Genomic DNA, 16,818 nt, shown 5'->3' with positions numbered 1-16,818 from the left:
GGCCTGCGGAAACGGGGGATGTGCATGACCATGACGACCGGAGTGTTCGACCTGCCCGAGCGGCTCGCCGCCAAGGCCGACCCGGCGCTGATCGCCGCCGACGAGCGGCACTTCGCGGCCATCGGCGCGAGCCTGGAGCGGTCGGTCGCCGACCTGTCCGACCGGCTCGCGGGCGAGCTGCGCAAGCCCGGCGGCGCGGGGCAGCAGGCCCTGGACCGGGACGAGGAGGTGCGGCGGCTGAACGGCCGCCTGCGCGCCCTCCGCCGCTTCGGCCTGGACCTCTGCCTCGGCCGGATGGTCGCCGAGGACGGCGGCGAGCCCGTCTACATCGGGCGGCTCGGCCTGAAGGACGCCGGCGGCCGCCGCCTGCTCCTCGACTGGCGCTCGCCGGCCGCCGAGCCGTTCTTCGGCGCCACCCACGCCGACCCCATGGGGCTGGCGAGCCGCCGCCGGTACCGGTGGGCCGGCGGCCGCATCAACGACTACTGGGACGAGGCGTTCACCCCCGGCGGCCTGGACGGGAACGCCGCGCTCGACGACCGGTCGGCGTTCATCGCGAGCCTCGGGACGTCCCGGTCGGCCCGGATGCGCGACGTGCTCGGCACCCTCCAGGCCGACCAGGACGCCGTCATCCGCGCCGGGTCGCGCGGCGCGCTCGTCGTGGACGGCGGGCCGGGCACCGGCAAGACCGTCGTCGCCCTGCACCGCGCCGCCTACCTGCTCTACGCCGACCCGCGCCTCGGCCGCCGCCGCGGCGGCGTCCTCGTCGTCGGTCCGCACCAGCCCTACCTCGCCTACGTCGCCGACGTCCTGCCGAGCCTCGGCGAGGAGGGCGTGCGGACCTGCACGCTGCGCGACCTCGTCCCCGAGGGCGCGGCGGCGGGGGAGGAGCCCGATCCCGAGGTCGCCCGCCTGAAGGCGTCCGCGGACCTGGTGGGAGCGGTCGAGCAGGCCGTCCGCTTCTACGAGCGGCCGCCCGCCGACGGGATGGACGTCGCCACGCCCTGGGCGGACGTCCGGCTGACCGCCGCCGACTGGGCCGAGGCGTTCGCCGCCCCCGACCCCGGCACCCCGCACAACGAGGCGCGCGACCGCGTCTGGGACGAGCTCGTCGAGATCATCAGGGACAAGCACGACGGCGACGAGGAGGTCCCGGGCGACCTGCTCCGCGCCGCGCTGCTGCGCGACCGCGAGCTCGTCGCCGCCCTGAACCGGGCCTGGCCGCTGATCGAGGCGGCCGACCTCGTCGGGGACCTGTGGACGGTCCCCGCCTACCTGCGGCTCTGCGCCCCCTGGCTGGACGCCGCCGGCGTCCGCCGCCTCCAGCGCGCCGACCCGCGGGCGTGGACGGCGGCGGACCTGCCGATCCTGGACGCCGCCCGGCAGCGGCTCGGCGACCCGCGCGCGTCGCGGCGCAGGCAGCGGCACGACGCCGCCGTCGCCGCCGAGCGCGAGCACCGCAACCGCGTCGTCGACGACCTGATCGCCGCCGACGACGACGGCGAGGGCCTGGTGACCATGCTGCGCGGCGAGGACGCGCAGAACACCCTGGTCGACGAGGACGCGCTGCCCGCCGCCGACCCCGACGCGCTCGCCGGCCCGTTCGCGCACATCGTCGTGGACGAGGCGCAGGAGCTGACCGACGCCGAGTGGCGGATGCTGCTGTCGCGCTGCCCGTCCCGCAGCTTCACGATCGTCGGCGACCGGGCGCAGGCCAGGCACGGGTTCACCGGGTCGTGGCGGGAGCGGCTGGCGCGCGCCGGCCTCGACCGGGTCGAGCTCGCCTCGCTGACGGTCAACTACCGCACCCCGGCGGAGGTCATGGCGGCGGCCGAGCCGGTGATCCGCGCCGCGCTCCCGGACGCCAACGTGCCCGTCTCGGTCCGCAGCACCGGCGTCCCCGTCGCCTACGGCGCCGCCGCCGAGCTGGAATCGGTCCTGGACGGCTGGCTCGCCGGGCACGCCGACGGGACCGCCTGCGTGATCGGCGCCCCCGCGTTCCGGGAGCGGCCCCGCGTCCGGTCGCTGACCCCCGTCCTCGCGAAGGGCCTGGAGTTCGACCTCGTCGTCCTCGTCGATCCCGCGGCGCTCGGCGGGGGCGTGGAAGGCGCGGTCGACCGCTACGTCGCGATGACGCGGGCGACGCGGCGGCTCGTCGTCCTGACCACCGGAGCTTGAGGTGATTTTCCTCCAATACCTACCGTTTTGGTTAGCATGGGGTGATCGACCGGTCCGTGCTCGGAAGGGGATGCCGATGACCGCGGTGGCCGGCCCGCGCTTCGAGGTCCGCACCACCGGCTGGGACGACCCCGCCGGCGCCGGGCTGCGCGACGCCATGCAGGAGGAGATGGAGAGCCGCTACGCCGACCGCATCGCGGCCGTCCTCGCCGGGGCGGCCGACCGGGAGGAGCGGGTCGAGGGCACGCTCGGCGTCGAGTCCGCGCAGGTGGTGTACGTCGGCGTCGCCTACGGCGGCGGGACGGCGGTCGGCCACGTCGCGCTGCGCGCCTACGGCGAGGGCGCCGTCGAGCTCAAGCGCATGTACGTGGCGCCCGCCGCCCGCGGCACGGGCGTCGCGACCGCGCTGCTGGCGGCGGCCGAGGACGCCGCCCGCGCCCTCGGCGCGTCCCGCGTCGTGCTCCAGACGGGCGACCGGCAGCCCGACGCCGTCCGCCTGTACGAGCGCGCGGGCTACGTCCGCGTCCCGGTCTTCCCGCCCTACGAGTGGCTGACGTTCTCCATCTGCATGGCCAAGGACCTCTAGGGCGCGCCGGCGGCGAGGCGGGCGGCGGCGAGCGCGCTGTTGATCGAGATCTCGCCGCGCATGCCGGGCGCGGCGACGGTGTCCCCGGCCAGGTAGACGCCGCCGCCGCGGTCGATGGCGGGGCGGTCGCGCCAGGTCCGGCCGGGCAGGTCGAGCGCGCCGGTGCGGCCCTTGGCGACGGCGCTGCGCCGGAAGGTCACGCGGTCCGCCCAGCCGGGCAGCAGCTCGTCGGCGAACGAGCGCAGGCGCCGGTGCGCGCCGTCGTGGGGCTCGCCGTCCCGCACCGGCATCTGGAGCTGGTAGAGCGACTCGCCGGCCGGGGCCATACCGAGGTCCTGCATCGTGTAACTCTCGTGGAAGCCGCCCTCGTCCAGGTCGAAGGCCAGCGTGCGGTCGCGGCGGCTCGCGCGGACGGCGACGTCGAGCAGGACGGCGTGCCCGCCCGGCCACGCCAGGTCGCCGGCGGCCGCGCCGAGGAGCCGGGCGGCGGCGTCCGGCCCGGTCGCGACGACGACCGGGCCGCCCTCGGGCAGCGCGTCCACCCGGCTGCCCGTCTCGATCTTCACGCCGAGCTCGGCGGCGCGCGCGGACATGCGGTCGATGACGGTCTGCCAGCCGCCGCGCACCCAGCGGATCGCCGGCACGTTCGGCCCGAGGACCCGCTGGAACAGGTCCCAGACGAACGCCGCCGACAGCCGCCCGGTGTCGGCGTCGTAGGTGACGACGCTGATGGCGTTGGCCATGTGCCGGGCGGTGTCCTCGCCCCAGCGGGCCGCCGCCCAGGTGCCGAAGTCCTCGTCCACGGGCGCTTTCAGCCACCGGCGGGACTGCGCGCGCAGCATCCGCGCGGGCGGCGCGAGGCGGAGCCGCCCGCCGACGCGGAACCGCGCCTTCGCCAGGGCGGCGGGCGACGGCCAGCCGAGTCCCTTGACGAAGCCGCGCTCGGCGAGCCACCGGTAGTGGGGGCCGTCGGCGTAGAACACGTGCGCGCCGTCGTGGGCGATGTAGGGCGGGGGCGTCGCCCGCCCGCGGCCGCCGAGCGTGCGGTGCGCCTCGTACAGCAGGACGTTCGCGCCCGCCTCCGCGCAGGCGACGGACGCGGTCAGGCCGGCGAGGCCGCCGCCGATGATGGTGATGTCGGTCGTCATGCCGTCAAGGACGCAGCGCGGGCCCGTCCTGTGACAGGACGCCGCCGAGCTTCTCCGGATTGACGACCAGGTAGCAGGCGGCGACCTTCCCGCCCTCGCCCGCCTCGGCCTGCACCTGGAAGTGCACGATCGGGCGCTCCCCGGCCACGACCTGGAAGGCCGGCCCGCCGTTGGCGGTGACGAGCCGGTACTCGGTCGGGGTGCCGGGCCCGACGCCGACCGACCGCAGGAACGACGGGCTGAGCTTGATGATGTGCAGGACGAACCGCGCGACCTCCTCGCGCCCGACGATGGCGCGGCGCGGCGCGACGGCGTTGCCGCCGCTGTCGGCGACGAGCCGCACGTCCGGGGCGAGCAGGTCCATCAGCCCTTCGACGCCGCCGGTCAGGCAGGCGCCCGCGAACAGGTCGGTGACCTGCCGCCAGCGGTCGGGCGCCACCTCGAACCGGGGGCGGCGCTCCTGCACGTGCGCGCGGGCGCGGGCGGCGAGCTGCCGCACGGCCGGCTCCTTCTTGCCGAGCGCGGCGGCGATGTCGGGGTAGGGGAAGGCGAACACCTCGCGGAGCACGAACACCGCCCGCTCGGCGGGCGTCAGCGTCTCCATCACCACCAGCAGGGCCAGCGACACCGACTCGGCCCGGATCACGTCCTCGGCGACGTCGGGGCCGGGCTCGGTCAGCAGCGGCTCGGGCAGCCACTCGCCGATGTAGGTCTCGCGCCGCGCTTGAACGCGGCGGAGCCGGTCGATGGCGAGCCGCGTCGTGACCGTCACCAGGAACCCCTCAGGGTCGGCGACCGTCCCCGCCGCGACGCCCGACCAGCGCAGCCAGGCGTCCTGGACGACGTCCTCGGCGTCGGCGACCCGGCCGAGGACGCGGTAGGCGACGCCCATGAGCAGGCCGCGGCGCGCGGCGAACTCCTCCTCGGCCGACCTGTCCTCAGCCGACATCGAGCGCCAGCTCGATCGACCGTGCCGGGGTCAGCGCGACCCCGGCGCGGGTGATCGGGGGGCGGCCCGGCGACGTCCGGACCCCGATGGCGCAGCTCTCGCCGTCCTGCGCGGGCATGGCGATGACGGCCTGGATGCCCTGCCGGGTCCTGAGCCAGCCGGTCACCGCCAGCGCCGCGTCGCGGATGTCGGATCTGTCGCAGGGGCGGCCCGCGCACGTCCTGGCGAACGTCACCCGCGCCGTCCCGCCCCCGGCGTTGCGCTCGGCCCGCCGCGCGAAACCGGCGGGCGCGCCGAGCGCGCGGGCTTCGCGGAGGTTGCGCTCGTAGGGCGCGTTCCGCCGGTCGGCGATCGCGTAGACGGCGAACGCGGCGGCCGCCATGACGGCGAGCACCGCCGCGACGACGACCGCGAGGACGGCGGGCGGCACGCGCCGCGCGGGCGGCGGCGGGGGAGGGAACGGTGGGGCGGGCGGGCCTCCGTACGCGGGTTGCACCGTCTGGCGTCCTTCCGCTTCGCGGGCCGGCGTTCGCACCCATACAAACACATGTGTCTTTTAACTGCGCGCCGGGGTGGCCTCCCCGCCGAACTCGACGGTGATGTGGGGCGCCAGCGCCCGCAGGAAGTCCGGGGCGTCGAAGATCTCGCCCGCCGACGCGACGCCGGCCGCGCGCGTCCGGCCGTCCAGGATCCGCTCGACGGCCTCGACGGCGAGCGGCGCGGTCACCGCGTAGATGTCGGTCCCGCGCGCCACGGCGCGCCGCTCCCCGCCCCCGGCCCGCACGAGGACGTCCACGACGAACGGCTGCGCGGACCGGCCGTGCTCGTCGGCCGCGACGGGCGCCGGGGTGTCGGGGGAGGCGATGTCGCCGGCCGCCTCGACCGTCATGTACGTGCGCACCTCGGGGACGGCCAGGTGGCTCGGGACCGTCACGACGTCGGCCATCGAGAACTCCCCGACGACGTCGCGGACGCCGAGCGGCTCGGGGAACGTCCACTTCTCGCGCGGCGCCGCGTCGTCGCGGTACTCCAGCCGCCCGCCGCTGAAACGGACGCGCCGCCCGCCGCGCCGCGCGTGCGAGACCGCGCCCGCGGCGCGCGTCCCGGCCGTCGGGTGCCAGCTCTCCAGGCCGTAGGCGACGTGCACCTCCTCGGCCCCGGCGAGGCCGCCGAGCGCGGCCGTGACCAGCAGGTCGCCGAGCCCGCCGTAGAAGGCCATCGCGGGCACGACGACCCCGCCCGCCGCGCGGGCCGGCCCGGCGAACCGCGCGAAGGTGTCGGCGTTCGCCTCGATCTCGGCGGCGACGTCCACGTAGGGGACGCCCGCCGCCAGCGCCGCCTCGATGACGGGCCCCGCCGTCACCGCGAACGGCCCCGCCGCGTTGATCACCGCGGCGGCGCCGGCCAGGGCGCGCGCCAGCGCGGCGGCGTCCGTGACGTCCGCCCGCCGCGCCTCCAGTCCCGTCGCGGCGGCGAGCGCGTCCAGCTTCGCCGCGTCCCGCCCCACGAGGACCGGGACGTGCCCGCGCCGCCGCAACTCCGCCACCACGAACCGGCCCGTGTGCCCGTAGGCCCCGACGACCGCCACCCGCGTCCCGCTTTCACGATCCATGACCTCATCGTGGCGGCCGCCGGGGTCCGCGCACGAGCGTCCGGAACGACATGATGCGTACAATTCCGGACGTGAGCACTGTCGCGCTGGCCGTCACCGACGGGATCCTGCACTTCGAGCTGTCCCTCGCCCACGAGGTCTTCAGCTCGCCGCCGCCCGCCGCGGCGGCGTCCTGGTACGAGCTCGCGGTGTGCGGAGCCGGCCCCGTCTGCACCGACGGCCGCTTCCTGCTCCAGCCCGACGCCGGCCTGGACCGCCTCGCCACCGCCGGCACCGTCATCGTCCCCGGCTGGGCGGACGTGGACGTCCCGCCGCCGCCCGACCTCGTCGAGGCCGTGCGCGCGGCGCACCGGGCCGGCGCCCGCGTCGCGTCCCTCTGCACCGGCGCGTTCGTCCTCGCCGCCGCCGGTCTGCTGGACGGGCGGCGCGCCACCACGCACTGGGCGCACACCGGCGACCTGGCCGCCCGCCACCCCGAGGTGGACGTCGACCCCGACGTCCTCTACATCGACAACGGCAGCGTCCTCACCTCGGCCGGCAAGGCCGCCGCGCTGGACCTCTGCCTGCACCTGGTGCGCCGCGACCACGGCTCGGCGGCCGCGAACGCGATCGCCCGCCGCCTCGTCGTCCCGCCGCACCGCCCCGGCGGGCAGGCGCAGTTCGTCGCGGCGCCCGTCCCCGAGCGGCCCGACCACCCGCTCGGCGACGTGCTGGCCTGGGCGTCGGCGCGCCTGGACCGCCCGCTCACCGTCGAGGACATGGCCCGCCGCGCCAACCTCAGCTCCCGCCACCTCGGCCGCCACTTCCGGGCCATGACCGGAACCACCCCGCTGCAGTGGCTGCTCACCCAGCGCGTCCACCGCGCGCAGGAGCTCCTGGAGACCACCGACGACGGCATCGACGCGATCGCCGAGGCCACCGGCATGGGCACCGCCGCGACCCTGCGCCGCCACTTCCACCGCACCGTCGGCGTCCCGCCCGACGCCTACCGCCGCACCTTCCGCACCGCCGCGGCCCGGTGACCGCCGTTCAGGGGCGCGGCGGCCGGGATGTCGGCGAACTGCGGGCGGGCCGACACGGCCAGCCACCTCTCGGGCCGGCCCGCGTGCCCGTGCGCCCCGTCGTGGGCCGCGAGCAGGCCGGGCATCGCGGCCCGCGCGGCGGGCGCCCCGAGGACGGCGAGGTAGGCGCCGACGAAGCGGCGCAGGTCGGCGGGCAGGTCGCCGGTCGCGCGGACGCTGACGGAGGCGGGCCCCGGGAGCACCGCCCGCTCGATGATCTCGGTGCGGGTCGCCCAGCGGCGGTAGACGGCCGAGGCGCGCACGCCCGAGCGCTCCGCGATCGCCTGCACCGTCGTGGCGTCGAAGCCCCGCTCCGCCAGCAGGGCCCGGGTCGCCTCCAGGACGCGCGCGTCGATGCTCGCGTCCCGGGGCCGCCGGAGTCACGCGCCCAGGCGGCCTCCCGCCGGGTCGCGCAGGGCGACAGCACCGCCGGGTGCCCGGACCGTAGCCGACGACCTCGACGGTCCCGCCTCGCGGCACCGCGGCCCTCATCGGCACCTCCTGATCGAGAACCATCCCGTATCGCTTGCGAAAAGCGAGAGCCCGATCACGCGCCCTGGCGTCCTGGCGGCGTCCGACGTACCCTGTCCGGCACACCTATTGGCGGTGCGCCAATTAGGGGGGTGGCGCGGTCCGGAGGAGAACGGCATGAGCATCTACGAGTCGATCGGCGGCGAACCGGCCCTCACCGCGGTGGTGGACGACCTCTACGAGCGGATCCTCGCCGACGGGACGCTGAGCGCGTTCTTCGTCGGCACCAACCTCAACAAGCTGAAAGGCCGCCAGGTCGAGTTCTTCGCCCAGGCCCTCGGCGGGCCGCCCGTCTACCAGGGCCGCACGATGGAGGCGGTCCACCACGGCCTCGGCATCGAACAGCGCCACTTCGACCGCGTGGCCGAGCACCTGGTGGCCTCCCTGACCGCAGCGGGCGTCCCGCAGGACACCATCGCCGCCATCGCCGCCGTCGTGCTCCCCCTGTCCGCCGATGTCGTGGCCGGCGCCCATCACGACCCGTCGCCCGAGCTGCGGAAGCGCGAGCGATAGGCGGACGGTGTGACTCCTAGGTGGCGGATGAAGGCGCGGCGCAGCGTCTCGTCGCTGCCCATGCCCGACCGCGCGGCCGCGCCGGTGACGGTCTCGCCGGAGTCGAGCATCATCCGGGCGGCCTCCAGCCGGACGGCCTCGACGTAGGCGGCGGGCGTGGATCCGATCTGCCGGTGGAACAGCCGGGTCAGGTGGCGGACGCTCAGCCCGGCGCGTCCCGCCATCGCCGCCAGGGAGTGGTCGGCCGCGGGCGCGGCCGCGACCTCGCGCACGAGCTCGCCGAGCGCCGCGTGAGAGGGGGACGGCGTGCGCGCCGCGACCGAGAACTGCGACTGCCCGCCGGGGCGCCGCAGGAACACCACGAGATCGCGGGCGACGTCCCTCGCCGGCCCGGCCCCCGCGTCGTCCTCCACCAGGGCCAGCGACAGGTCGACGCCCGCGCTGACCCCGGCGGACGTGAGGACGGCGCCGGACCGGACGTAGACGGCGTCCGGCTCGACCTCGACCGACGGGTACCGCCGGGCCAGCGCGGCCGCGTGGCGCCAATGGGTGGTGGCACGGCGGCCGTCCAGGAGGCCCGCCTCGGCGAGGACGAACGCGCCCGTGCAGACCGACGCGTACCGCTCCGCCCGGAACCCGGCGACCGTCTCGACCACCCGCGCGGGCGGCCGCCCGGCGGGCAGCTCGGGCGTGCCGGGGACGATGAGGGTGTGGGCGCGGGCGGGCGGCGCGGCGGTCTCCAGCCGGACGCCCGCCGAGGTGGCGACCGGCCCGCCGTCCGGCGAGCAGAGCCGCACCGTGTACGGGACGCCGAAGCGCGCCGCCGTGCTGAAGACCTCCAGCGGCCCGGTGACGTCCAGGAGCCGCACGCCGTCGTAGGCGAGCACCGCGATGTCCATATACGAGGGATTCTAGGCCGGACGGCCATGGCTGGGCGCCGGCGCGGGCCGCCAGCATGGGGGCACACGACCGACGGCTCCCACGGAGGAACCCATGACCCGCCCGCCCGTACCGCCCTTCACCGAAGCCGGCGCCCGCGCCAAGGTCCAGGCCGCCGAGGACGCGTGGAACACCCGCGACCCGGCGAGGGTGGCCCTCGCCTACACGCCCGACTCGGTCTGGCGGAACCGTGACACCTTCCTCACCGGCCGGGAGGAGATCGAGCGCTTCCTCACCGCGAAATGGGAGCGCGAACTCGACTACGCCCTGCGCAAGGAGCTGTGGGCCTACGGCGACGACCGGATCGCCGTGCGCTTCCAGTACGAGTGGCACGACGCCTCGGGCCGGTGGTGGCGCAGCTACGGCAACGAGCTGTGGGAGTTCGACGCCGGGGGCCTGATGCGCCGCCGCGAGGCGAGCATCAACGACGTGCCGATCGACGAGCGGGACCGCCGCATCCTCGGCCCCCGGCCCCGGGACGAGCACGGGACGCCCGTGCCGCTCGCCTGACGCGGCGGGCGGCGGCGTCAGCGCTGGTCGAGGCCGGCCTCGCGCGGGGGCTCGGGGGCGTTCGGCAGCCCGGTCTCGACCTCGCCGACGCCCCAGCCGTAGGCGAGCTTGTGCACCTCCAGCACGAAGAACGAGTCGGTCGACACCACGCCGTCGATCAGGTGCAGGCGGCGGTTCATCAGGTCGGTGAAGTGCTCGGTGTCGCGGCAGATCACCTCGGCCATCACGTCGTAGCCGCCCGCCGTCATGATCACGTAGGAGGTCTCGGGGAGCTCGCGCAGCGCCCGGCACACCTCGGGGGCGGTGCCGGGCCGCACCCGCAGGCCGACCATCGCGAACCGGTCGAAGCCGATCGTCAGCGGGTTGGCGATGCCGACGATCTGCAGGACGCCGGTCTCCTCCAGCCGCTGCACCCGGTAGCGGACCGAGGAGGCGGGGATCGCCAGGTCCTCGGCGATCTGGCTGTAGGGCCGGCGGCCGTCGGCCTGCAGGATCGCGATGATCCGCTGGTCGATGTCGTCGAGCCGGCCGGCGCTGGTGCTGCCCATCGCGGCGTTCCGCCCTTCGGGTCGTGGTCGGTCCGGCGCACCATCATGCCGGGTCAGGAGTCGAACCCGAGCCCGAGGCGGTCCAGCAGCCGCAGCCAGGCGTCGCGGCGGCCGGTGCGGTCCTCGCGGTCCAGCGACCGGCGGGTCGCCTGCACGCCGAGGTAGCGGACCGGCTCGGGCGGGAACGGCACCGGCGGCCGGCGGATCATCGCCGGGCGGGTGCGCTCGGTGGCGCGGCCGGCCAGCAGGTCCAGCATCGCCTCGGCGCCGAACCGGGTGGCCGAGACGCCGAGCCCGGTGAAGCCGAGCGCGTAGCCGATCCGGCCGCCCGACGCCGTCCCGGCGAACATCGCGAACCGGGTCGTGGAGTCGATGATCCCGCCCCACGCGTGGGTGAACGCGACGTCCGCCAGCGACGGGAACGCCTCGGCGAACTGCGCGGCGAGGACGTCGAAGGTCTCCGGCCGCTGGGTGAGCGCCTCGTCCACCGGGCCGCCCCAGTGGTAGACGGCGTCGTAGCCGCCCCACAGGATGCGGTCGTCGGCGGTCTTGCGGAAGTAGTGGAACTGGTTGCCGGCGTCGGACAGCCCGTGGTCGCCCGTCCAGCCGATCTCGGCGAGCCGCTCCTCGCTGAGCGGCTCGGTGACCAGCGCGTAGTCGTAGACGGGGATCCAGCTGAGGCGCAGCCGCCTCAGCAGCGGCCGGTACACGTTCGTGGCGAGCGCCACCTGAACCGCCGCCACCTCGGCGTAGGGGGTGCGCAGCCGGACGCGGCCGCGCCGGGGCGCGTGCAGGCCGGTGACCTCGGTGTTCTCGGCGATGCGGACGCCGGCGTCCAGGCACGCCCGGCGCAGGCCGTCCACCAGCCGCACCGGGTCCAGCAGGGCGTAGTCGCGCAGCAGCAGGCCCGACGACCAGAGCGGCGAGTCGACGTAGGCGCGCAGCTCGGCGCCCTCCAGGAACTCGGCGCGCTCGCCGTGGCGGCGCGCCAGCTCGGCGCCCTGCCGCAGGGCCCGCTCCTGCCAAGGGGTGGCGGCGAGCGACACCTTGCCCGACCGGACGAACCCGCAGTCGATCCCGTAGGTCTCCAGGTCGCGTTCCATGGCCGCGAAGTTGGCCATGCCGAGCCGCTGCAGGTCGCCGATCTCGTCCGGCCAACGCTCGGCGCCGTTGGCCAGGCCGTGGGTGATGCTCGGCGAGCAGAACCCGCCGTTGCGGCCGCTGGCGGCGTGCCCGCAGGTCCGCTGCTCGACGACCAGGACGTCCAGGCCGGGCCGGCGGCGCTTGGCGAGCAGCGCCGTCCACAGGCCGGTGTAGCCGCCGCCGACGACGGCGAGGTCGCAGCGGGTGTCGGCGGTGAGCCGGGGCAGCGGCGCGGGCCGGTCCGGGCGGTCCAGCCAGAACGGCGTCGGGGCGGCGCCGCCGAGCCGGGAGCGGTGCGGGGCGGTGGGGTTCATCGGTCCTCGGGGGGTGCGGCGGGAGCGGGGCGGGAGGTCCCCGGGCCGGCGCCGGGCGGCCGGCCCGGGGGAGGGCGTCAGACGCTGATGACGCCGGTGCGGACGTCGGTCATGTCCAGCAGCGTCCACTTGCCGCCGATGCGGCCCCAGCCGGTGCCGCGGCCGCCCGCGCCGCCGAACGGCATGTTGACGTCCCACCAGGAGTTGCTGTCGTTGACGACGACCTGGCCGACGGCCATCTCCTCCATGAACCGGAACGCCTTGCCCATGTCGCGGGTGAACACCGCGCCCTGGAGGCCGAGCTTGTCGTCGTTGGCGATGCGCAGCAGGTCGTCGTCGTCGCGGCCGGTGATGACCGGCACGACGGGGCCGAACGACTCCTCGCGCGACAGCAGGCTGTCCTCGGGCACCGCGTCCACGACGGTGAACTCGTAGTACAGGTCGGTCGGCATGCCCGAGCGGCGCCCGCCGCCCGCCAGGATCCGCGCGCCGCGCTCGCGGGCGTCGGCCATGTGCCGGTCCATCTTGGCGGCCACGCCCTCGTTGTTCAGCGGCCCCAGGTTGGTCTCGGCGTCGAACGGGTCGCCGAGCACGACGCGGCCGGCCTCGCGCAGCAGCGCCTCCACGAACGCGTCGTGCACGTCGGCGTGCACGACGACGCGCTCGGTGGCGCAGCACACCTGCCCCGCGCAGAGGTAGGCGCCGTCGACGGCGGCGCGGGCGGCGGCGTCCAGGTCGGCGTCGGCGAGCACGACGACCGGGCCGTTGCCCGAGCACTCCATGACCGAGCGCTTCAGCCCGGCCGCGGCCTGGATGCGCGCGCCGGTGGCCGAGGACCCGATGAAGCCGATCGCGTCGATGCCGTCGTGCGTCACCAGCGCCTCGCCGGCCTGCCCGCCGCCGGGCATGATGTTGACCAGCCCGGCCGGGACGCCCGCCGCCTCGAACGCCTCCATGGCCTTCAGCACCGTCAGCGGGGTGTTCTCCGGCGGCTTGACGACGTGCGCGTTGCCGGTGGCGAGGCCGGGCGCGACGAACTCGGCCATCATCAGCAGCGGGAAGTTCCACGGCGTGATGATCGCCCAGGTGCCGACCGGGCGGTGGAAGGTGAACATCCGCTTGCGCGAGTCGGTCGAGGGCATCGTCTCGCCGTGCAGCCGCACCGCGTCCTCGGCGTGCAGGTGGAACAGCTTGGCGGCCTCCTCGATGTCGGCGACCGACTCCGCCAGCGGCTTGCCCTGCTCCAGGCTCTGCAGCCGCGCCAGCTCGTCCACCCGCTCGCCGAGCTCGTCGCCGATGCGGTGGCACAGCTCGGCGCGCTCCCACACGTTGGTGGACGCCCAGGCGGGCTGCGCGGCGCGGGCCGCGCGCACCGCGGCGTCCACGTCGGCGGCCGACGCCGCCGGGATCGCGCCGACCCGCTCGCCGGTGCCGGGGCTGCGGACCTCGACGGTCCCGCCGCCCTGCCCGGCGGCGGGAGCGCCGTTGATGAAGAAGGGGCTGGTGCTGCTCATGGAACGGCCTCTCTACCGGGGAGCGGGACGACCGGGCCGGCGGGCCGCGATCACGTGGTCCTCACCCTGCAATCAACAGAAGATGCCTGTCAATACTCACGAGTCGTTATTTACGATCCGCTTCGATTGCTCATCCATGAGTCTTGACGGTGAACTTTTGTTGGATCTATAACTCGGAGCACCCCTTGACCCGCTCCCCTCCGGGAGGACCCCCGCATGACCGCCACACCCGAGTCCGCCGCCCCGGCCGACACCGGACCGCCCGCGCTGGCCAAGAAGATGCGCTGGTGGGACGGCTTCGCCATGTCCCTGACCATGCCCGCCGCCCTGATCGCCTCGCTCGGCGCGTCCATCGGCGGCCTCGGCGCCTGGGGCGCCATCGCCATCTGGGCGCTGTCGATGGTGCTGGCCACCGCGACCAACTGGATCTACACCGAGCTCGCCGCGATGTTCCCCGACGCCTCCGGCGGCATCGCCCACTACGCCGCCGAGGGCTGGCGCAGCCGCGTCCCCGCCGTCGGCCCGATCGCCAGCATCGGCTACTGGTTCCCCTGGACGACGGCGCTGTCGGTCTACGCCGGCATCATCGGCTCGCTCGTCCAGGCACAGTGGTTCCCCGACCAGGACTGGTCCCTCTCGCTCGGCCCGGCCGAGCTGAGCTTCCCGATCCTGGTCGGCGTCGCGGTGATCGTCCTGCTGTTCGCCGCCGCCATGATCGGCCTGCACGTCGCGCTGTGGGTCGTCTACCTGACCGGCGGCATGCTGCTCATCCCGCTCGCGGTGTTCCTCGTGCTGCCGTTCGCGTCCGGCGACTGGAGCGCCTCGGGCCTGCACTGGAACCTGCACGGCGCCGCCGGGCTGCGCGAGGCGCTCGTCTGGCTGTACGTGATGGCCTGGACGTCCTTCGGCGTCGAGGTCTGCGCGACCTTCGCCCCCGAGTACAAGGACACCGTCCGCGACACCTCCCGCGCGCTGCGCGCCGGCGTCCTGTTCTCCCTCGGCGTGTTCGTCCTGCTGCCGCTCGCCCTCGCCGGGTACGTCGGCGAGCAGAAGATCGCCGACGACCCGACCACCTTCTACGTCGGCGCCTTCCAGGACCTGGTCGGCGGCGCCGCCGACGTCATGACGGTCTTCCTCATCGCCTCGCTGCTGCTCATCATGATCACCGGCCTGGCCGACGGCTCCCGCGTCCTGTACAACATGGGCACCGAGGGCACCACCGTCCGCCAGATGGGCGTGCTCGACAAGCGCGGCGTCCCGGCCCGCGCGCTGGCCGTCGCCCTGGTGATCAACGTCGTGGTGCTGGTGGTGCTGAAGACGCCGCTGGCCATCATCGTGACCGGCAACCTCGGCTACATCCTCACCCACGTCCTGGCGATCTCCGGCTTCGCGCTGCTGCGCCGCGACCGGCCCGACGCCCCGCGCCCCATCCGGCTGCCGAACGCCTTCGTCCCGCTCGCCTGGCTCCTCGCGGCGTTCCTGCTGGTCGTCCTGGTCGTCGGCGCCACCGGCTTCTCGATCACCGGCTACGGCGGCTACAAGGAACTGGTGATCGCGCTGCTCGTCCTCGTCGCCGCCGTCGCCCTCTGGCTCTACCGCACCAAGGTCCAGGACCGGACGGCCCCGACCGCCTGACCGGCCGCCCCGCCGCCCGCCCGCGTCCGCCGGTCCGCGAGGATCGGCGGACGCACCGACCCCGAAAGGCCCCCATGACCACGCCTCGCATCGCCGCCGCCCGCCTCGTCGTCCAGGACCTCGCGGCCGCGACCGCCGAGCCCGACGGCGCCTCCGCCGCCCTGTCCACGGCCCACACCGTCCTGCACGAGAGCGGCCCCCTGGAGATCGGCGTCTGGGAGGCGGGCCCGGGAACCGACACCGACGTCGAGGCCGACGAGGTCTTCCTCGTCCTCGCCGGCACGGGCACCGTCACCTTCGACGACGGCAGCGTCCTCACCCTGAACCCGGGCGCCCTCGTCCACCTCCGCGCCGGCGACCGCACCACCTGGCACCTCACCACCCGCCTCCGCAAGCTCTACCTCACCGGCCTCCCCACCGAGGCCTGAGCGGCCTGGGAGCCAGGACAAGGACAGCGGAGGTCAGTCCTGCACGGAGAGCCGATCGCCCGGAGGAGGCGCCTTGGGCGCTCTCGTCGCCGTCTCCGGTACCGGGAGCACTGCGGCCGCTACGAGATCGGCGCCGCTGATCAGCGGCCCCTCGCATATTTCGCCCAGAAGCCTTTCCTGGTTCGGATGTAGTAGCACGCATCCGGTCAGGACGGACAGCAGGGCCAGGAACTCCACGGTGAGGTCCCGATTCCAGGACATCTGCGTGAAGTCGTCGAGAGCTGACGAACGGCGCTTGTCGCGGGGTTGCGCCGTCCGGTCGTTCGTAGGTGTGCAGCCATAGGATTTCGCGTCCTAGCGTGATTCCTCGGTTCCACAGCGCTGGATCGGAGGTGAGTGGCACACGCACGCCCGGTTGCCGCAACTGCTCCCGGAACCGGCGAGTGAACCCGGGATGGGCTGTAACGGCCGCGATATAGGCGAGCATGTCCTCCGGGCGGACCGTGTGTCCCAGCACGTCCGCCGGCGGACGTGCCATGACCAAGAGCCGGTTGTCCGTCCCGGGGTGACTCCGCGCGACCGCCACGGCATCAGTTCGTCCAAGGCGGGGAAGGCCGCCCAGCCGGGATCGACGGACGGAAGGAAGGAAGGGAGCCTGTCATCCGTCGTCACAGAGCCGCCATCGCGGGTCCGTCGTGGTCAATCCCGCCAGAACGGACACCTTCTCCGTCCTCGTCCCCTGCAGCTCCAGATAGCGGACCTGAGCACGCTTCGCCTCTGCCGATTCCGCGCCCGCCTTCCTGGCGAAGACGAGAATGCACAACCGCCGACCCACCTCCGGTCCGAAGACCCGGGTCGCGGTCGGCGGCCGGTTGCCCTCGGGAGTGAGTTCGATGACCCAGCCGAGGTCGCAACGGCGCCGCAGATACTCGCGCAGACCGCGGAAGGCACGGCTCGTGATCACACTGGACGGGACGACGAACGCCACCGCGCCCGCCGGCATCCGCCGCGCCGCCTCGAAGACCTTCCAGGTCGCCCAGCGCAGGAAGCCCCACGGCATCCCGTGGAGGTCCGACTCGTAGCGGCCGTGGCCGGCGGCCCTGAACTCGTCCAAGGAGGGACACGGCGCAGCGTCTCGATCGTGTCCAGTTCGCCGTCCGCACCGCCGGTGAGAACGCCGAACGCCTGACCCATCAGCAGATGCCGCTT

18 protein-coding genes are annotated in these 16,818 nt (G+C 74.9%); 7 read left to right on the top strand and 11 right to left on the bottom strand.

Translation table 11 applies throughout. The features are described from left to right. The first annotated feature begins 30 nt into the window (after positions 1-30). Together helR and K1Y72_RS18055 are read left to right on the top strand one after the other, a co-directional pair. Positions 31-2,178, top strand: coding sequence for an RNA polymerase recycling motor ATPase HelR (gene helR, locus K1Y72_RS18060; protein ID WP_258572643.1), 2,148 nt, complete (start codon positions 31-33; stop codon positions 2,176-2,178). Between the two features lie 76 nt (positions 2,179-2,254). Continuing rightward, positions 2,255-2,764 (top strand): GNAT family N-acetyltransferase, encoded by a 510-nt coding sequence (locus K1Y72_RS18055; protein ID WP_258572641.1) that lies wholly within the window; start codon positions 2,255-2,257, stop codon positions 2,762-2,764. Here the strand turns inward: K1Y72_RS18055 and K1Y72_RS18050 are convergent. The 4 genes from K1Y72_RS18050 to K1Y72_RS18035 are packed head-to-tail and all read right to left on the bottom strand — an operon-like array spanning position 2,761 to position 6,473. Beyond that, a complete protein-coding gene (locus K1Y72_RS18050; RefSeq protein ID WP_220167510.1) occupies positions 2,761-3,912 on the bottom strand; it encodes an NAD(P)-binding protein in 1,152 nt (383 codons plus the stop codon). The genes K1Y72_RS18055 and K1Y72_RS18050 overlap by 4 nt on opposite strands. 4 nt (positions 3,913-3,916) lie before the next feature. Continuing rightward, on the bottom strand, positions 3,917-4,861 hold the full coding sequence (sigJ, locus tag K1Y72_RS18045) for an RNA polymerase sigma factor SigJ (RefSeq protein ID WP_220167509.1): 945 nt from the start codon (positions 4,859-4,861) through the stop codon (positions 3,917-3,919). Further along, positions 4,851-5,357 (bottom strand): hypothetical protein, encoded by a 507-nt coding sequence (locus tag K1Y72_RS18040; RefSeq protein WP_220167508.1) that lies wholly within the window; start codon positions 5,355-5,357, stop codon positions 4,851-4,853. Before K1Y72_RS18040 ends, sigJ begins: the two co-directional genes overlap by 11 nt. Before the next feature lie 60 nt (positions 5,358-5,417). Then, entirely contained in the window at positions 5,418-6,473 is a 1,056-nt protein-coding gene (locus K1Y72_RS18035; RefSeq protein WP_220167507.1) for a saccharopine dehydrogenase NADP-binding domain-containing protein, read from the bottom strand. 71 nt (positions 6,474-6,544) lie between these two features. Here K1Y72_RS18035 and K1Y72_RS18030 point away from each other — a divergent pair, with 71 nt between their 5' ends. Beyond that, positions 6,545-7,495, top strand: a complete 951-nt coding sequence (locus tag K1Y72_RS18030; RefSeq protein ID WP_308287127.1) for a helix-turn-helix domain-containing protein — start codon at positions 6,545-6,547, stop codon at positions 7,493-7,495. On the opposite strand, the gene K1Y72_RS18025 is transcribed toward K1Y72_RS18030, so the two are convergent. Further along, complete coding sequence (locus K1Y72_RS18025; RefSeq protein ID WP_258572729.1) at positions 7,459-7,875, bottom strand: TetR/AcrR family transcriptional regulator; 417 nt, start codon at positions 7,873-7,875, stop codon at positions 7,459-7,461. The two genes, K1Y72_RS18030 and K1Y72_RS18025, sit on opposite strands and share 37 nt — an antisense overlap. A 307-nt stretch (positions 7,876-8,182) precedes the next feature. On the opposite strand from K1Y72_RS18025, the gene K1Y72_RS18020 reads away from it, so the two are divergent. Beyond that, on the top strand, positions 8,183-8,578 hold the full coding sequence (locus tag K1Y72_RS18020; RefSeq protein ID WP_220167505.1) for a group I truncated hemoglobin: 396 nt from the start codon (positions 8,183-8,185) through the stop codon (positions 8,576-8,578). Here the strand turns inward: K1Y72_RS18020 and K1Y72_RS18015 are convergent. Beyond that, positions 8,539-9,477: a GlxA family transcriptional regulator gene (locus K1Y72_RS18015; RefSeq protein WP_220167504.1), complete on the bottom strand. Its 939-nt coding sequence runs from the start codon at positions 9,475-9,477 to the stop codon at positions 8,539-8,541. The two genes, K1Y72_RS18020 and K1Y72_RS18015, sit on opposite strands and share 40 nt — an antisense overlap. A 94-nt stretch (positions 9,478-9,571) precedes the next feature. On the opposite strand from K1Y72_RS18015, the gene K1Y72_RS18010 reads away from it, so the two are divergent. Next, positions 9,572-10,027: a nuclear transport factor 2 family protein gene (locus K1Y72_RS18010; protein ID WP_220167503.1), complete on the top strand. Its 456-nt coding sequence runs from the start codon at positions 9,572-9,574 to the stop codon at positions 10,025-10,027. A gap of 17 nt (positions 10,028-10,044) precedes the next feature. Here the strand turns inward: K1Y72_RS18010 and K1Y72_RS18005 are convergent, their stop codons facing one another. The 3 genes from K1Y72_RS18005 to K1Y72_RS17995 form a co-directional block, all read right to left on the bottom strand. Continuing rightward, positions 10,045-10,575 (bottom strand): Lrp/AsnC family transcriptional regulator, encoded by a 531-nt coding sequence (locus K1Y72_RS18005; protein ID WP_220167502.1) that lies wholly within the window; start codon positions 10,573-10,575, stop codon positions 10,045-10,047. Between the two features lie 53 nt (positions 10,576-10,628). After that, positions 10,629-12,032: an NAD(P)/FAD-dependent oxidoreductase gene (locus tag K1Y72_RS18000; RefSeq protein ID WP_220167501.1), complete on the bottom strand. Its 1,404-nt coding sequence runs from the start codon at positions 12,030-12,032 to the stop codon at positions 10,629-10,631. A 77-nt stretch (positions 12,033-12,109) separates the two neighbouring features. Then, complete coding sequence (locus K1Y72_RS17995) at positions 12,110-13,546, bottom strand: aldehyde dehydrogenase family protein (protein WP_220167500.1); 1,437 nt, start codon at positions 13,544-13,546, stop codon at positions 12,110-12,112. Positions 13,547-13,762: 216 nt separating this feature from the next. On the opposite strand from K1Y72_RS17995, the gene K1Y72_RS17990 reads away from it, so the two are divergent. Next, on the top strand, positions 13,763-15,181 hold the full coding sequence (locus K1Y72_RS17990; protein ID WP_220167499.1) for an APC family permease: 1,419 nt from the start codon (positions 13,763-13,765) through the stop codon (positions 15,179-15,181). Positions 15,182-15,255: 74 nt separating this feature from the next. Continuing rightward, positions 15,256-15,609, top strand: coding sequence for a cupin domain-containing protein (locus tag K1Y72_RS17985; RefSeq protein ID WP_220167498.1), 354 nt, complete (start codon positions 15,256-15,258; stop codon positions 15,607-15,609). Here K1Y72_RS17985 and K1Y72_RS37585 read toward each other — a convergent pair. After that, positions 15,584-16,147: a type ISP restriction/modification enzyme gene (locus tag K1Y72_RS37585; protein WP_372452913.1), complete on the bottom strand. Its 564-nt coding sequence runs from the start codon at positions 16,145-16,147 to the stop codon at positions 15,584-15,586. The two genes, K1Y72_RS17985 and K1Y72_RS37585, sit on opposite strands and share 26 nt — an antisense overlap. A 120-nt stretch (positions 16,148-16,267) precedes the next feature. Beyond that, the gene (locus K1Y72_RS17975; RefSeq protein WP_220167496.1) at positions 16,268-16,723 is read right to left on the bottom strand and encodes a hypothetical protein; all 456 of its coding nucleotides are present in this window, start codon (positions 16,721-16,723) and stop codon (positions 16,268-16,270) included. Positions 16,724-16,818 lie beyond the last annotated feature (95 nt).

The sequence above is a fragment of the Actinomadura parmotrematis genome (genome assembly GCF_019458805.1).
Lineage (GTDB): Bacteria > Actinomycetota > Actinomycetes > Streptosporangiales > Streptosporangiaceae > Spirillospora > Spirillospora parmotrematis.
This window is presented reverse-complemented; position numbering and strand designations above follow the sequence as displayed.

Bases quoted from the DNA above. Each gene is read 5' to 3' on its own strand.
- helR (WP_258572643.1), top strand. From the start codon at position 31: ATGACGACCGGAGTGTTCGACCTGCCCGAGCGGCTCGCCGCCAAGGCC.
- K1Y72_RS37585 (WP_372452913.1), bottom strand. From the start codon at position 16,147: ATGGCACGTCCGCCGGCGGACGTGCTGGGACACACGGTCCGCCCGGAG.
- K1Y72_RS18020 (WP_220167505.1), top strand. From the start codon at position 8,183: ATGAGCATCTACGAGTCGATCGGCGGCGAACCGGCCCTCACCGCGGTG.
- K1Y72_RS17985 (WP_220167498.1), top strand. From the start codon at position 15,256: ATGACCACGCCTCGCATCGCCGCCGCCCGCCTCGTCGTCCAGGACCTC.
- K1Y72_RS18010 (WP_220167503.1), top strand. From the start codon at position 9,572: ATGACCCGCCCGCCCGTACCGCCCTTCACCGAAGCCGGCGCCCGCGCC.
- K1Y72_RS18050 (WP_220167510.1), bottom strand. From the start codon at position 3,912: ATGACGACCGACATCACCATCATCGGCGGCGGCCTCGCCGGCCTGACC.
- sigJ (WP_220167509.1), bottom strand. From the start codon at position 4,861: ATGTCGGCTGAGGACAGGTCGGCCGAGGAGGAGTTCGCCGCGCGCCGC.
- K1Y72_RS18005 (WP_220167502.1), bottom strand. From the start codon at position 10,575: ATGGGCAGCACCAGCGCCGGCCGGCTCGACGACATCGACCAGCGGATC.
- K1Y72_RS18000 (WP_220167501.1), bottom strand. From the start codon at position 12,032: ATGAACCCCACCGCCCCGCACCGCTCCCGGCTCGGCGGCGCCGCCCCG.
- K1Y72_RS18015 (WP_220167504.1), bottom strand. From the start codon at position 9,477: ATGGACATCGCGGTGCTCGCCTACGACGGCGTGCGGCTCCTGGACGTC.
- K1Y72_RS17990 (WP_220167499.1), top strand. From the start codon at position 13,763: ATGACCGCCACACCCGAGTCCGCCGCCCCGGCCGACACCGGACCGCCC.
- K1Y72_RS18035 (WP_220167507.1), bottom strand. From the start codon at position 6,473: ATGGATCGTGAAAGCGGGACGCGGGTGGCGGTCGTCGGGGCCTACGGG.
- K1Y72_RS17995 (WP_220167500.1), bottom strand. From the start codon at position 13,546: ATGAGCAGCACCAGCCCCTTCTTCATCAACGGCGCTCCCGCCGCCGGG.
- K1Y72_RS18055 (WP_258572641.1), top strand. From the start codon at position 2,255: ATGACCGCGGTGGCCGGCCCGCGCTTCGAGGTCCGCACCACCGGCTGG.